The sequence below is a fragment of the Loigolactobacillus rennini DSM 20253 genome, assembly GCF_001436505.1.
GTDB classification, from domain to species: Bacteria; Bacillota; Bacilli; order Lactobacillales; family Lactobacillaceae; genus Loigolactobacillus; species Loigolactobacillus rennini.
In genome coordinates this window covers 1-14,307 of the sequence record NZ_AYYI01000027.1, presented here as the reverse complement: position 1 = coordinate 14,307, position 14,307 = coordinate 1, and the positions used below count along the sequence as shown (strand labels likewise).

Genomic DNA, 14,307 nt, shown 5'->3' with positions numbered 1-14,307 from the left:
AACATGCGCAAACATTGGAAATCATATAGTTTGTTAGGCGTTATTTTGTTGATTATCTTCAGTGCGTTGTTGATTTATCATGCTGCCAACAAACCAGCTGCAACTGCGCGTCATGAGGCTGTGACGTTAGCAGAAAAATATGCTCATGTCACACAAGTGGATGATTTTTATTGGTTTAACCGCAAACAAAGTTATTTAACCGTTGCTGGTCAGACAAAGCAAAAAAAGGCGGTTTTTGTGTTAGTTGCCCAAAAGGGTGGCAAAATCACCATTTTAGACCAAGCAGCTGGCATTTCGCGGAATACTGCTTTAAAACGAGTTTGGCAGACACAGAATCCAAAAAAAGTTTACAGTGCAACTTTAGGCTTATACCGAAAGAAACCAGTTTGGGAAGTCTCTTTTGCTAATAAAAACGGCCAGTTAGGTTACCAAACCTTGAGCTTTAAAACCGGAAAAACCGTTAAATTGATTAAACAACTATAATGAGGAGTGGATAAAATGGCATTATCAAAAAAAGTCATGCGCGTCCAGCCATCGGCAACATTAGCCATGGCAGCTAAAACCAAAGCCATGTTGGCAAAGGGTGCGGATGTGATCAATTTGTCATTGGGTGAACCAGATTTCACCACACCAACAGCGATTGAAAGTGCTGCCATTGATGCCATTCGTTCGGGTAAAACTAGTTTTTATACGCCAGCAGGCGGTTTGCCAGAACTTAAACAAGCAATTGCCCAACGCGTTGCTGCGGATACCGGCGTAAAGTATCAAGCTAAGCAAATTATTGCAACAACTGGGGCAAAATTTGCGCTGTATTTAATTTTCCAAGTTATTTTAAATGCTGGGGATGAAGTTTTATTGCCTGCACCGTTTTGGGTTAGCTATGCTGAGCAAGTGAAATTAGCCGGTGGCAGGCCATTGTTAGTTCATCCTACTGGTGAAAATGGCAAGGTCACTGTAGCCGATTTAGAAATGGTGCGCACACCGCAGACACAGGCGCTGGTTATTAATTCACCTCAAAATCCTACTGGTGCGATTTATACCGCTTCTGAACTAACTGCCTTAGGTCATTGGGCAGCTTCACATGATATTTTATTAATTGCAGATGAAATCTATAGTCATTTAGTTTATAACGGCAATCAATTTACGTCAGTTATTCAATTAGACCAAACGATTCGGGATAATACATTATTAGTCTCTGGGTTATCCAAAACTTACGCGATGACTGGCTGGCGTTTAGGTTATGTTTTAGGTAATGCTGGGATTATTCAAGCGATGACAACGGTGGCTAGTCATGCGACGGGTAATCCAACTGCTGTCAGTCAGTATGCTGCCATTGCTGCTTTAAATGGCGATCAAAGCGCTGCAGAAGCGATGCGTTTGTCCTTTGAACAACGGTTAAATTATTTGTTTCCGAAGATTCAAAGTTTATCAGGTTTTGAATTACCTACTAAACCGCAAGGGGCATTTTATTTATTTCCAAATGTTAAACGGGCTGTTGTCCGCTGCGGTTACACGACAACGGAAGATTTTGTCACAGATCTTTTAACGCAGGCTTATGTGGCAGTTGTCCCAGGACGTGCCTTCGGTCAACCTGATTACATTCGTATCAGTTATGCGGCAAGTGAGACGCAGCTAGCAGAAGCTTATCAGCGAATGGCAGAATTTTTGCGCACAAAAGGAAATCCTGATTAAAGGGTTTAACTAACTATTAACGGCTGGTTGACAAGGAGGATGGCGTAAACTTGTTAGAAAAGGATGACAACATGGATGAACGCTTTATGCAAAAATTTATTAATGCTGGACAAACGACGGTTTCAAGTTTGTTGTTGGCGCATTTTCATGAATTGGGAATGACAAATGATGAATTTTTGGTTTATTTACAGCTAAAAAGTTTTTATGATGCTGGCAATCATTTTCCGGATATGGCCATTATTGCACAACGGTTACGTTTATCGCGCCCGCAGATTTATCAAATCATTCACCGGATGATTCAAAAAAAAGTGTTGACCATCGACACCAGTCAAGATAAATCTGGGCGCAGTCAAGATCAGTATGACTTCAGATTGCTTTATCGTAAGTTAGCAACACTGTTAACACAAGCCCAGCAGCAAGCAACAACCACAAAAAAAGCAAATCAGCGGCAGCAACTTTTTGAACAAATTGAAACTGAGTTTGGACGTCCGTTGTCCCCGATGGAATTTGAAACAGTGGCCGCTTGGTTGGATGAGGATCACTATCAACCTGAAATGGTGTCATTAGCTTTACGCGAAGCAGTGTTAAATCAAGCTTATAGTTTGAAATATATGGACCGCATTTTATTGAGCTGGGAGCGCAAGCACTTGACTTCTAAGCAGCAGGTTCAGCGAGAGCGAGAAAAGCGGCAGCAACAAAAGCCAGCTGCTAAAACAACTGCTAGTGACCATGTGCCTAAGATTCCCATGTATAATTGGGCGGATCCGGCAGATGATCAACAGCAAAATTAAGTGTGAAGGGAATTTAAGCTGATGTTAACTAAAAAACAAACAAGATTAGCCATTGCTATCATGGGAAAAATGTTTCCTGATGCAAAGCCGTCTTTAGTTGCACAGACGCCGTTTCAGTATTTGATTGCCGTTTTACTCAGTGCGCAGGCTACAGATATCTCAGTTAATAAAGTGACGCCAAAATTGTTTAGTGATTTCCCAGATCCACAAACGATGGCTGCTGCTAGTGAAGCAGCGTTGCGGCAAGATATCCATAGTATTGGCTTGTACCGTAATAAAGCAAAACACATGAAAGCAGCTAGTCAAGCGTTAGTTGAAAATTTTGGCGGTGTCGTACCAAAGCGGCGGCAAGATTTGGTGACATTACCTGGTGTAGGCCGAAAAACTGCAGCAGTGGTTTTAGCTGATGCTTTTAATATTCCGGCTTTTGCAGTGGATACACACGTGACACGGGTTACCAAACGGTTACAGATCGTTGCTGCTGATGCCAGTGTTTTACAAATCGAACAGCGCATGACGCATTTATTACCGAAGAAACTGTGGGTAGCAGCGCACCATCGCTTAATTTATTTTGGCCGCTATCACTGTTTAGCGCGTGCGCCTAAATGTTTACAATGTCCGTTACTCAGTATCTGTGCAGATGGACAGCAACGTTTGGCGGTACATTAAAAACGCTTAGTGATCGTGTTGGGGCTTGTGACAAAAGTAACCCTTTTAATTACAGCCCTTTTTGATGACGATCATGCGTAATACTTTTACCTGCTATTAGCATTAAATGAACACGCAAAAACGCCCTAGTTAAAGTTTACTAGTGTTATTCACTAGGAACCTAACTAGGGCGTTTTTTCTGTTTACCCTTAATAAGGGATTAATTGTTAATCAGAATCTGTGCTTTGATTGCCACCACTTGGGGGCGTAGAAGTTTGATTATTGTTGTTAGAGGTGTTTTGGTCTTGTGCCTGATTATTGTTTTGAGTGTTGCTACTTTGGCTACTTGCTTGATCGGTCGTTGTGCTTTGGCTAGCTTGACTAGAAGAAGCACTGTCAGCACTAGAAGAGTCACTCAGCATTGAACTAAAATCACTGCTACTAGATTCTAAACTATTTTGGCTGCTTACTTGGCGATTATTTCGCCGTGAACTGGTTGTACCACTTGCAATTTTAGTAGGTTGGTAGCCACGGACAAATAATTCGCGTGTCACTTGATTGCTTGATGCGCCGCTACCAGCTAGTTCAGCTGGGTTTGATCCCTTAAGAATATTAGCGGCGACAACACTGCTAGGTTTATGCCAATTTTTGTTACTAACATTGGTTGCAGTAGTGGCATATTGCATTAATTCGCGATAAATGCTACCGGCAATTTGCTGTTCACTAGAGGTAAGTCCGTGTTTTTGTGGCTGATCATAACCTGTCCAAACTGAAATTGAATAGTGTGGTGTATAACCAGAAAACCAAGAATCTTTTGCCATGTTACTAGAAATACTTTGGCTATTTTCTAATTCCTCGGTGGAATAATTAGTGGTCCCGGTTTTACCAGCTTGGTGTAAACCGCTGATTTGTGCATTAGTTCCAGTTCCTTTTGAAATGGTATCTTTTAAAACATCGGTGATCATGTAAGCTGTGGAAGCTTTCATGGCCCGAGCACCCTGGCTTTCAAAGCTTTCCGTAGTGCCATCAGGTTTATCAATTTTATTGATTAAATAAGGTTTATTGTAAGTACCACCATTGCCAAAGGCTGCATAAGCCGCGGCTTCGTCTAGACTAGAAATATCTGCACCAATGGCGTTTTGCAATTCCAATGGCCGTGGAAAAGTGATGCCTAAACCTTTAACAAACTTGGTGGCCCGGTCGATACCGACTTTATCTAAAGTACGAACAGCTGGGACATTACGCGATTGTGCTAGTGCAGTTCGTAGTGAGATTCTACCCATATACTTGAAATCCCAGTCATAAAGTTGTGTGGAAGTTCCAGCATAAACGTATTTAGTATCATCTAATTGTTGATAGGTGGAGTAATTCAAGTATTCAATTGCTGGGGCATAATCTAATAACGGTTTAATGGTGGACCCATTGCTGCGGCTAGTTTGAACTGCCCGGTTTAAACCAAATTGAACATCACCCGTTTTCCGACCGCCAATCATGGCTAGTACTTTACCGGTTTTAGTGTCGGTCATTGTGACGCCAGTTTGTAACAGATTATCTGGGAAATTAACGTAATTATTTGTGTTAACAATATCATACAACCGACGCTGAATTTTCATGTTTAGATTTGTATGAATTTTTAAGCCATCCGTATATGGATTTAAGCCGGTTTTCTTTTTAACTTCGGCAACTACTTGGCTGACATAAGCATCTGTCACTGAATCAGTATCACTATTATTTTTTTGTTGGTGTTGGTCGACTAATCCCGCTGTAACAGGTTCTGCTTTAGCTGTTTGTGCTTGCTCAGAGCTGATTTTTTTATTGTCTACCATTGCTTGTAAAACTAAATTGCGGCGTGATGTTGCAGCTTTTGGGTTAACATAAGGGTCATAAGTGTTCGGTGCTTGTGGCATGCCTGCAATTAATGCTAACTGTGCTAAACTCAGTTGTTTTAAAGGTTTGCCATAGTAATAATGCGCGGCAGTTCCCATTCCATAAACGCCATTAGCCAGATAAACTTTATTGAGATAAAATTCAAGGATTTGGTCTTTAGAATAAGCACGATCAACTTTAATCGCCAGCCAAGCTTCTTGTGCTTTGCGTTTTAGCGTTTGGTCTGATTGTTTAGTTGAAAAGACGGCTAACTTAACTAATTGCTGTGTCAGTGTGCTGCCACCTTGCAAACCTGTCCGACCGCTAACGTTGGAAAAAGCAGCGCCTAAAATGCGAACTGGATCAATTCCAAAGTTAGAGTAAAAGCGCCGGTCTTCAGTGGAAACGATCGCATCTTTCAAAGTTTGTGGAATTGAGTTACCGGAAGCATAGCGCCGATTTTCTTGGCCTAAAGTTCTAATTTTGTCCCCGGTGCTATCATAGATAACCGAAGAAGATTTACTGGCTAGCTGAGCTTGCGTTATTTTAGGGGCACTCATGGCATAATAGGTAAATAAACCGCCGCCTGCTAATAATAACGCGACAAAAATACCGATTAACCAAAGAAAAATGCGTCGGATTGGACGATTTTTTTTAGGTCGTTTGGTTGCTGCTTTGTGGCGAGCAACCCGTGTTTGTTTATTGGCCATGATGATCTCCTTTATCGATTGTTGATGTTGCAAGTAATTGATCAATTGCTTTTAAATAAGGAATCCTAGGTTTAAGCGCGTAATGAACTTCAAAACCAGTTGCGCTGATTTCATTGAGCGGAATCGATTTGCGACCACCGTTAGTTTGCTGATCCCAGTAAGTAATCAGTGGACTGGCAGGATAAACAAAAAGTCGGTCTAAACTAACAAAGCGCACGATAACAAAGCAAATACCTGCTTGCCGCAGACAGCGACGCATGTGATCAATTTGGTGTTGATGAAAATTTTTCAACGGAAAACTTGCTTTATTTTTGGTTTCTTTAGCTTCAAAGTCAAGGTAGTATCCTTGGTATACGCCATTATAATCAGTTGTGGAAGGCCGCCGGAAATAGGCCTCCTTAATGACTGCTGCACTGCGTTTAGGATAATCGACTTTGACAATTTGTAAAGGAATTGGTTTTTTATAGATAACAGCAATATCGCGTGCGCGGTAATACTGATTGCTTTCATTAATTTCTTCTTCTAATGACATTCCACGGTTGTCAAAGCGAGTACGACTACTGACTAGTTGCTTTTTTGGCCGTGCTTTGGCATCATGATGGTAGAGACTGCCATTTGGATAATGAAACGGCATATAATCACACTCCTAAAGCCTTATTATAGCAATTACCAGCATATTTTGAAATGAAATTAAGAAGGGATCTTTATGCGGCTGTGGGTAACAGGCTACCGTAGCTATGAACTCGGCGTTTTCAACGCCAATGACTTAAAGTTAAAAATTATTAAAGCCGCATTACGCGCTGCGTTGATCGATCAATTTAACCAAGGTTTAGCTTGGGTCATTAGTGGCGGTCAGTTGGGGACCGAACAGTGGGGGTTAGAAGTTGCCACCGACCTTAAAAAGGACTATCCTGAATTGCAGACAGCATTAATGTTGCCTTTTGCAGATTTTGGACAAAATTGGAATGAGACTAATCAAGCAGCACTAGCTTTGGTGCGCAGCCAAGTCGATTTCGCAGCTGCTATTAGTCAGCAGCCTTACCGTTCGCCACAACAATTAAGAAATTATCAAACTTTCATGTTAACCCATACAGAAGGGGCACTAGTGGTTTACGATAGTACTGCACCGGGAAAAACCCACTATGTTGTTGATGCAATCGAACGGTATCGTCAGCAGCATAATTATCAATTGACTACTTTAGATTTTGATGATTTGCAAGATGTGGCAAATAATTATGGGCAAGACCAAGAAAATGGTTTGCAAGCAGATTAAACTTTGCTATACTATTATCAGTCATATTAATGACAACGCGCAATGAGGTGTATCGGAATGGACAATTTGAATTTCACAACTCAGGATATCCTACAAAAAGAATTTAAAACTAAAATGCGGGGCTATGATCCAACAGAGGTCGATGAATTCTTAGATCAAGTAATCAAAGATTATGAAGCTTATGATGCCAAGGTTGAAGAATTAACTAGTAATAATCAACGGTTGCGTTCACGAAATGATGAATTGACAAAACAAGTCACTGTGAACAAAAATGTCCAAAGTGCACAACCTAATCCAACCGTGACTAATTTTGACATCTTAAAACGGTTATCTAATCTAGAACGGCACGTTTTTGGTGCCAAATTAGATGATAATCAACAGGATGGGCCAAGAAAGTTAAATAATTAAATGCTTTTGGTGTAAATCTCGGGTAATCGCGGTCTGCTATGCGCAGGCTGAGGAAAGTCCATGCCCGCACAGGCTGAGATGCCTGTAGTGTTCGCGCTTAGCCCAATAAGCTAAGGTACTGCTTTGCAGTAACGGCGAAGGACGCAGCTAAGGAGTGATCTATGCTGTTAACCTTCTGAAAAGTGCCACAGTGACGATCCAGTATGGAAACATATTGTTTGGAACGGGTAAACCCCGCGAGCGAGTAACCCAAACTTTGGTAGGGGCGCTTCATGTCGGGAAATGAACAATGCATGAAGGCAGATGAATAATCTGTAGATAGATGATTACCCTCATTGAGTTGTGCCTGAGCAGCTTAATGAGACAAAACATGGCTTACAGAGGTTTACACCTTAGTCAGGAAACCCTTCATTTCGATGGAGGGTTTTTTCTTTCATCAAGACAGTTTTTAGATATTGAGGTAAAAAAATGACAACATATCAATTAATGGCGACAACTGCTAGTGGTATTGAAGGATTAGCCGCACGCGAATTAAAAGACCTAGGCTATCAAGTTCAAACTGAAAATGGTCGGGTTCGGTTTCAAGGGGATTTATCTGACATTATCTGGACCAATCTGTGGCTTAGAACAGCTGATCGCGTTAAGATCATCATCGGTGAGTTTAATGCGACTACTTTCGATGATTTATTTGAACAGGTTAAAGCATTACCGTGGGACGCTTATTTGCCTTTAGATGCCGCTTTTCCTGTGGCAGGGCGCTCACATAAATCGAAATTACACAGTGTCCCTGATGTGCAGCGACTAACTAAAAAAGCAATTGTCGATAAAATGTGCCAAGTTTATCATCGGCGTGGGCATTTGCCAGAAACCGGAGCAACTTTTGCTTTAGAAGTTAGTCTTTTAAAAGATAAAGCATTGTTAACATTGGATACAACGGGACCCAGTTTGTTTAAGCGGGGCTACCGGGTTGAAAAAGGTAGTGCACCATTGAAGGAAAATATGGCAGCGGCACTAATTGCCTTAACCAATTGGTGGCCAGAAAAGCCATTTTTAGACCCAGTTTGTGGTTCAGGTACAATTCCGATTGAAGCAGCTTTAATCGGTTTAAACATTGCGCCTGGAAGTAAACGGCATTTTTCTTTTGAAGACTGGGATTGGGTGAACGCCGATTTAGTAGCAGAACAACGGCAAAAGGCAGTAGCAATGCAAAAAATGACGACTCCTTTGGACATTATGGGAGCTGATATTGATGGTAGCATGATCGATATTGCAAAACTCAACGCGCATGAAGCAGGCGTTTTACACCACATTCAATTTAAGCAACTCGCTGTTAAGGATTTTAAAACCGAGAAAAAAGGTGGGGTGATTGTTGCTAATCCACCATATGGGGAGCGATTGAGTGATTTAAGTGGTGTCCACCAGTTATATCAGCAAATGGGTACGGTGTACCGACCATTAACTTCTTGGAGTAAATACATTTTAACTAGTGATTTAAAATTTGAAACTTATTATGGTGAGAAAGCCACTAAACGGCGCAAATTATATAATGGGGCTTTAAGAACAGATCTTTTTCAGTTTTGGGCAAAATAGTGCCTGTTTTAAAAATGGTTTAAAATAAAAAAGTTACTTTAACTTAAAATTACAAAAACCAACCCCCAAACCAACAACGAGGTGAGGACATGACACACCGTTTTTATTATCAACCAGATTTGTATAGCAGCATTATTTTTTGGTCCTGGACCTTTATTATTTTATTTAGTAGTGCTACTGGTTGGCTTGAAATAACCACCATTCAATGGTTTACAATTGTAACTTTTATTTTGTTTTTAATAGTTGCTGGTTTAGGGATTTTTCGCCGCCAACTATTTCTTAATGTGGATCAGGCGACCTTAACGTTGCAACAAATCTTACCAAAACACCGCCAGGTTATTCCGTTAAAAGCGCTAAATCACGTGGTTATTTTACCTCATGGTGTTCGTTTTGAGCTGGAGCGATTGCCCAATTTGAGTATTTTAATGACAAAAAAACAAAAGCAACGTCTGGTTGAAACGCTAAAGACTTTAAAAACAGAAACTAGCCTTCAGCAAAATTAATTATTTAGGTTAGCGTGAATGATATATAAGGAGTGAACGCGATGTCTGATATAGAAATTGCACGAAAAAACGAGCAACAAGCAATTAAGCCAATTACTGAAATTGCCCAACAAATCGGTTTACAACCTGATGATATTGAGCAATATGGCAGTTATAAGGCTAAAGTAAAGTTGGCAACTTTAGCACAACAGTGTGTATCTAACGCACACCGGTTAATTTTAGTGACATCAATTAATCCAACACCAGCTGGTGAAGGTAAATCAACAGTCACTATTGGATTAGGTGATGCTTTAAAACGATTGAATAAAAGAGCAGTCATTGCATTGCGTGAGCCTTCTTTAGGACCCGTGATGGGAATCAAAGGTGGTGCAACTGGTGGCGGATATGCACAAGTTGTTCCAATGGCAGATATTAACTTGCATTTTACCGGAGACATGCACGCCTTAACTAGTGCTAACAATACTTTAGCAGCATTGATTGATAATCATATCCAACATGGTAATCAGTTACAGATTGATCAGCGGCGGATTACTTGGAAACGCGTTTTGGATATTAATGATCGTGCGTTGCGGCAAGTTGTAATTGGTTTAGGCGGACCAACACAAGGAGTGCCACGGCAAGATGGCTTTAACATCACTGTTGCAAGTGAATTGATGGCAGTGTTATGTCTAGCAACTAGTCTTAGTGATTTGAAGCAACGTATCAGTAAAATTGTAATTGGTTATAATATTAATCAGCAACCTGTCACTGTTGCCGATTTAAAAGTAGCAGGCGCCATCACGCTGCTTTTAAAAGATGCTTTAAAACCGAATTTAGTTCAAACCTTGGAACATACCCCAACTTTTGTTCATGGTGGCCCATTTGCGAACATTGCGCACGGCTGTAATAGTGTTTTAGCCACACAGGCCGCCTTAAAATTAGGTGATTATGCCATTACCGAGGCTGGATTTGGCGCCGATTTAGGTGCTGAAAAATTTCTAGACATCAAAGTTCCACAGTTAGGCAAGCATCCTGATGCCATTGTTTTGGTTGCGACTGTCCGTGCATTAAAATACAATGGTGGCGTTGCGTTAGCGGATTTGAAGCAAGAAAATATTGCTGCCTTAAAAGCTGGCTTTGCCAACCTTAAACGACACATTCAAAATATGCAACAATATGGGGTACCAGTGACAGTTGCCATCAATCATTTTACAGCGGATACGGCGGCTGAAATAACAACATTGCAACAGCTTTGTCAAGCTCTGGGCGTGCAAGCAGTGGATACCAATGTTTGGGCCAAAGGTGGTGCTGGTGGGATTGATCTAGCTAAAGCAGTGATTACTTCCTTAGCTGAACAGCATACTTACCAACCACTATATGAACCGCAAGCATCTATTCCAGAAAAAATTAACGCGATTGTGCAAAAAATTTATGGTGGTAAAAAGGTCGAATATACTGCCAAAGCTAAACGACAAATGGCCGATTTTGCCGCAAACGGTTGGGATAAATTGCCAATTTGCATGGCAAAGACCCAATATTCTTTTACTGATGATCCTAAACAATTAGGCGCACCTGAAGACTTCACCATTCATGTACGCGAATTTGTACCAGATTTAGGAGCCGGTTTTTTAGTGGCGTTAACGGGACATGTTTTAACCATGCCAGGACTGCCTAAACATCCTGCTGCTTTAGACATGGATATTGACGCAGATGGTAACATTACCGGGTTATTTTAATGGCTAGCATTTTACCACCTGACTTAATTAAACGTGGTTGGCAAACCTTGCATGACAACGTCGAGGGGCTAGTCCCAGGAAACGGTAGTTTAACGCCGCGTTTTATCTTGGTGGGTGAAGCACCAGGTGAAACGGAAGTAACAACCCATAAACCTTTTACAGGACGTGCCGGGGTGGAACTTGATAAATCATTGTCAACACTAGGAGTTACTCGCGAAGAAGTGTTTATCACTAGTGCCTATCGCAGTCGTCCATTTCGGATTGTGACAAAGACAGCTAAAAGAACTGGTCAGACTTACCAGAAAAAAGATAATCGGCCACCCACACAACATGAATTAATTAGTCAGGCATTTTTAATTGACTACGAACTAGCACATTTACCCACTGATTTGATTTTAACCATTGGTAATGTTGGCTTGAAACGTTTGTTGGGACCAAAATATCGTGTTGGAGACGTGCACGGACAATTTTTTTCGGGTCCAATTCGGTGTTATGATTACCAGCAGCAAAAATTTGTGCCGACTAAGCGACATTACCGCGTTATGCCAACTTTTCATCCAGCCGCAGTTTTTTACAACCGAAAAATTGAAAGTGACTTAACCCGAGATTTAGCGAAATTTAAGCAGCAACTACAAAGTGAGGGGCAATAAGTGATTTACCTAATTTTATTCTTGATAGTCATCGCCAGTGATCAATTATTAAAATATTGGACGATTAGTCATTTAGCGCTGGGACAAGTCAAAATACTCGCTCCTCATTTGATGTCATTAACTTATCTACAAAATAATGGTGCTGCTTGGAATATTTTAGCTGGCCGCCAAATTTTTTTCTTGATTTTAACGCCAGTGGTTATGGTAGTTTTAATCTATTTGTTGTATCGTGCGCCGCATAAGCAGTATTTCTATGCAACTGGTTTAACTCTGATGATAGCAGGTGCATTAGGCAATTTTATTGATCGAGTACGTTTAGGCTATGTTGTTGACATGTTGCAATTAGATTGGTTTAATTTCCCAATTTTTAATTTAGCTGATACAGCTTTAACAGTGGGCATTATCTTGATTTTTATTGATTTAATTTTTAAAGATGAGAAAGGTTAATCATGACGCAAAATTGTTTAACACTGACCATAACTACACAACAAGGGCGGCTAGATACAGTACTACGGGACGCTTTTACCCAGTTAACCCGCTCACACATTCAAAATTTAATCAAAGCAAAATTAGTGCAGGTTAATGGCGTTAGCGTTAAAGCTAAATATGTTGTTACTCCCGGCGATTATATCGTCATTAAATTACCTAAACCTGTCAGTTTGACTGCTAAGCCGGAAAAAATGCCATTGGATATTGTTTATGAAGATGCAGATGTTTTAGTAGTCAATAAACCCCAAGGTATGGTGGTGCATCCAGCGCCGGGCCATTCACATGGAACTTTGGTGAATGCTTTACTTTATCACAGCCCTTTGTCAACAATTAATGGGGTGATTCGTCCTGGAATCGTTCATCGGATCGATAAAGATACTTCAGGCTTATTAATGGTGGCAAAAAATAATTTAGCCCATCAAAGTTTAGCAGCACAATTACAAGCAAAAACGACACAACGAGAGTATCTCGCACTTGTCCATGGTAATTTTAAAGAACAACGCGGAACCATTAATGCACCATTAGGCCGGGCAAAAAATGATCGAAAAAAACAGGCAGTGGTGGCTGATGGTCGGCACGCAGTGACCCATTTTGAAGTTTTAATGCGTTTTAAAGCATACACCCTGATTAAATGTCAGCTAGAAACTGGGAGAACCCACCAAATTCGTGTGCACATGCGCTACATTGGTCATCCAGTTGCAGGTGATCCTCTATATGGACCTAAAAAAACGTTGTCTGGTCATGGCCAATTTTTACATGCCGCTAAATTAGGTTTTAAACACCCCCGTACCGGTGAACAGCTAACTTTTAGTGTGGCAGTGCCACCAATTTTCAAGCAAACGTTGGTAACTTTAGAAAAATCGGTTGACAGTTAGTAATCATTTCGGTATTCTTAGGTTAATCAAATAACGAATCCTTTAAATTAGCCCCGTGAGGCTAAGAAGGCATAATTAATTAGTGATATGCAATTAATTAAATCCTTTTGCCGCACGGGCAAAAGGATTTTTTGTTAGAAAGGGGTAGTAAATTGGAAAAGGAAGTTGTAGATGGCGTCACAATGAAACGGGCCTTAACCCGAATCACTTATGAAATCATTGAACGCAATAAAGGGCTTGATGATATCGTGTTAGTTGGAATTAAGACGCGGGGCATTTATTTGGCGCAACGCATAGCCAAGCGAATGCAACAATTAGAAGACTTAACCATTCCGGTTGGTGAACTAGACATTACGCTTTATCGTGATGATATACACCGAAAAAATCAGGAACATCCGACCGTAAATGGCGCAAAGATTCCGGTTCCAATTGAAGGCAAACACGTTATTTTAGTCGATGATGTGCTATTTACCGGCCGCACTGTCCGTGCTGCTTTAGACGCACTTTTAGAAGCAGGACGTGCAAAAAAAATTTCATTGGCAATTTTAGTTGACCGCGGTCACCGCGAATTACCGATTAGAGCAGATTTCGTTGGTAAAAATATTCCAACATCACTTCGCGAACAAATAAAGGTGGCAGTTGAAGAAATTGATCACCGCGATGGGATTTTTATTCAAAAAGAAGATTAAAAGCAAAACGATTTAATTGTCTCCAGTGAGAGCAAAATGGTCGCGCAAGCGTTCAGCAATTACCCTTAAAACTAGTTTGGGCTAATGTCTGAAATTAACATCCATTTTGCTAAATGGGTGTTTTTTTATGGTAAAAAATAAAGTGGAGGTTATCCTAATGACCCAAAAGAAGCAGCAGTCAAACCGCGTTGTATTAGACATTCACGATAAACCAGCACCATTACAATGGTTTGGTTTATCATTGCAGCATTTATTTGCCATGTTTGGCGCTACAGTTTTAGTTCCTATATTAGTTGGATTAAATCCAGGAATCGCAATTTTAAGTTCTGGTGTTGGTACTTTAATTTATATTTTAGGGCTCTTCGTCAACTGTTGTTGGTGAATTAATTATAAAAGTTCTAATCACTT

15 protein-coding genes, 1 other RNA gene and 1 pseudogene are annotated in these 14,307 nt (G+C 40.7%); 15 read left to right on the top strand and 2 right to left on the bottom strand.

Annotated features, from left to right (window positions below; all coding sequences use genetic code 11):
• The first annotated feature begins 3 nt into the window (after positions 1-3).
• Genes FC24_RS04485 through nth form a run of 4 tightly spaced genes read left to right on the top strand, consistent with a single transcriptional unit; the run spans position 4 to position 3,152 of the window.
• Positions 4-483: a cell wall elongation regulator TseB-like domain-containing protein gene (locus FC24_RS04485; RefSeq protein WP_057873684.1), complete on the top strand. Its 480-nt coding sequence runs from the start codon at positions 4-6 to the stop codon at positions 481-483.
• Between the two features lie 15 nt (positions 484-498).
• Entirely contained in the window at positions 499-1,692 is a 1,194-nt protein-coding gene (locus FC24_RS04480) for a pyridoxal phosphate-dependent aminotransferase (RefSeq protein ID WP_057873683.1), read from the top strand.
• 50 nt (positions 1,693-1,742) lie between these two features.
• Positions 1,743-2,483 (top strand): DnaD domain-containing protein, encoded by a 741-nt coding sequence (locus tag FC24_RS04475; protein WP_235807314.1) that lies wholly within the window; start codon positions 1,743-1,745, stop codon positions 2,481-2,483.
• 21 nt (positions 2,484-2,504) lie between these two features.
• A complete protein-coding gene (gene nth, locus FC24_RS04470) occupies positions 2,505-3,152 on the top strand; it encodes an endonuclease III (RefSeq protein ID WP_057873682.1) in 648 nt (215 codons plus the stop codon).
• Positions 3,153-3,358: 206 nt separating this feature from the next.
• Here nth and FC24_RS04465 read toward each other — a convergent pair whose 3' ends face one another.
• Positions 3,359-5,707, bottom strand: coding sequence for a PBP1A family penicillin-binding protein (locus tag FC24_RS04465; RefSeq protein ID WP_057873681.1), 2,349 nt, complete (start codon positions 5,705-5,707; stop codon positions 3,359-3,361).
• Complete coding sequence (recU, locus tag FC24_RS04460; protein ID WP_057873680.1) at positions 5,697-6,341, bottom strand: Holliday junction resolvase RecU; 645 nt, start codon at positions 6,339-6,341, stop codon at positions 5,697-5,699. The genes FC24_RS04465 and recU overlap by 11 nt, the downstream gene beginning before the upstream one ends.
• A 72-nt stretch (positions 6,342-6,413) precedes the next feature.
• Here recU and FC24_RS04455 point away from each other — a divergent pair, with 72 nt between their 5' ends.
• From FC24_RS04455 to FC24_RS04410, 11 genes and pseudogenes are all read left to right on the top strand, one after another.
• Complete coding sequence (locus tag FC24_RS04455) at positions 6,414-6,980, top strand: SLOG family protein (protein ID WP_057873679.1); 567 nt, start codon at positions 6,414-6,416, stop codon at positions 6,978-6,980.
• 57 nt (positions 6,981-7,037) lie between these two features.
• The gene (gene gpsB, locus FC24_RS04450) at positions 7,038-7,388 is read left to right on the top strand and encodes a cell division regulator GpsB (protein ID WP_057873678.1); all 351 of its coding nucleotides are present in this window, start codon (positions 7,038-7,040) and stop codon (positions 7,386-7,388) included.
• Positions 7,389-7,402: 14 nt separating this feature from the next.
• Positions 7,403-7,771: RNase P RNA component class B (gene rnpB, locus FC24_RS11335), an RNA gene on the top strand.
• Positions 7,772-7,856: 85 nt separating this feature from the next.
• Positions 7,857-8,978, top strand: coding sequence for a THUMP domain-containing class I SAM-dependent RNA methyltransferase (locus FC24_RS04445; protein WP_057873677.1), 1,122 nt, complete (start codon positions 7,857-7,859; stop codon positions 8,976-8,978).
• A gap of 89 nt (positions 8,979-9,067) precedes the next feature.
• The gene (locus tag FC24_RS04440; RefSeq protein ID WP_057873676.1) at positions 9,068-9,481 is read left to right on the top strand and encodes an EbsA family protein; all 414 of its coding nucleotides are present in this window, start codon (positions 9,068-9,070) and stop codon (positions 9,479-9,481) included.
• 41 nt (positions 9,482-9,522) lie between these two features.
• Positions 9,523-11,196 carry a formate--tetrahydrofolate ligase gene (locus FC24_RS04435; protein ID WP_057873675.1) on the top strand — a complete coding sequence of 558 codons (1,674 nt, stop codon included), beginning with the start codon at positions 9,523-9,525 and terminating at the stop codon, positions 11,194-11,196.
• Positions 11,196-11,846, top strand: coding sequence for a uracil-DNA glycosylase (locus tag FC24_RS04430; RefSeq protein WP_057873674.1), 651 nt, complete (start codon positions 11,196-11,198; stop codon positions 11,844-11,846). Before FC24_RS04435 ends, FC24_RS04430 begins: the two co-directional genes overlap by 1 nt.
• Complete coding sequence (gene lspA / locus FC24_RS04425) at positions 11,847-12,293, top strand: signal peptidase II (protein ID WP_057873673.1); 447 nt, start codon at positions 11,847-11,849, stop codon at positions 12,291-12,293.
• A gap of 2 nt (positions 12,294-12,295) precedes the next feature.
• Complete coding sequence (locus tag FC24_RS04420; protein ID WP_057873672.1) at positions 12,296-13,210, top strand: RluA family pseudouridine synthase; 915 nt, start codon at positions 12,296-12,298, stop codon at positions 13,208-13,210.
• A 152-nt stretch (positions 13,211-13,362) separates the two neighbouring features.
• Positions 13,363-13,899 carry a bifunctional pyr operon transcriptional regulator/uracil phosphoribosyltransferase PyrR gene (pyrR, locus tag FC24_RS04415; protein WP_083485630.1) on the top strand — a complete coding sequence of 179 codons (537 nt, stop codon included), beginning with the start codon at positions 13,363-13,365 and terminating at the stop codon, positions 13,897-13,899.
• 157 nt (positions 13,900-14,056) lie between these two features.
• Positions 14,057-14,254: pseudogene (locus FC24_RS04410) on the top strand (solute carrier family 23 protein); the annotation flags it as partial.
• Between the last annotated feature and the right edge of the window lie 53 nt (positions 14,255-14,307).

Bases quoted from the DNA above. Each gene is read 5' to 3' on its own strand.
- nth (WP_057873682.1), top strand. From the start codon at position 2,505: ATGTTAACTAAAAAACAAACAAGATTAGCCATTGCTATCATGGGAAAA.
- FC24_RS04485 (WP_057873684.1), top strand. From the start codon at position 4: ATGCGCAAACATTGGAAATCATATAGTTTGTTAGGCGTTATTTTGTTG.
- FC24_RS04420 (WP_057873672.1), top strand. From the start codon at position 12,296: ATGACGCAAAATTGTTTAACACTGACCATAACTACACAACAAGGGCGG.
- FC24_RS04445 (WP_057873677.1), top strand. From the start codon at position 7,857: ATGACAACATATCAATTAATGGCGACAACTGCTAGTGGTATTGAAGGA.
- recU (WP_057873680.1), bottom strand. From the start codon at position 6,341: ATGCCGTTTCATTATCCAAATGGCAGTCTCTACCATCATGATGCCAAA.
- FC24_RS04430 (WP_057873674.1), top strand. From the start codon at position 11,196: ATGGCTAGCATTTTACCACCTGACTTAATTAAACGTGGTTGGCAAACC.
- gpsB (WP_057873678.1), top strand. From the start codon at position 7,038: ATGGACAATTTGAATTTCACAACTCAGGATATCCTACAAAAAGAATTT.
- FC24_RS04480 (WP_057873683.1), top strand. From the start codon at position 499: ATGGCATTATCAAAAAAAGTCATGCGCGTCCAGCCATCGGCAACATTA.
- FC24_RS04465 (WP_057873681.1), bottom strand. From the start codon at position 5,707: ATGGCCAATAAACAAACACGGGTTGCTCGCCACAAAGCAGCAACCAAA.
- FC24_RS04440 (WP_057873676.1), top strand. From the start codon at position 9,068: ATGACACACCGTTTTTATTATCAACCAGATTTGTATAGCAGCATTATT.
- FC24_RS04455 (WP_057873679.1), top strand. From the start codon at position 6,414: ATGCGGCTGTGGGTAACAGGCTACCGTAGCTATGAACTCGGCGTTTTC.
- FC24_RS04435 (WP_057873675.1), top strand. From the start codon at position 9,523: ATGTCTGATATAGAAATTGCACGAAAAAACGAGCAACAAGCAATTAAG.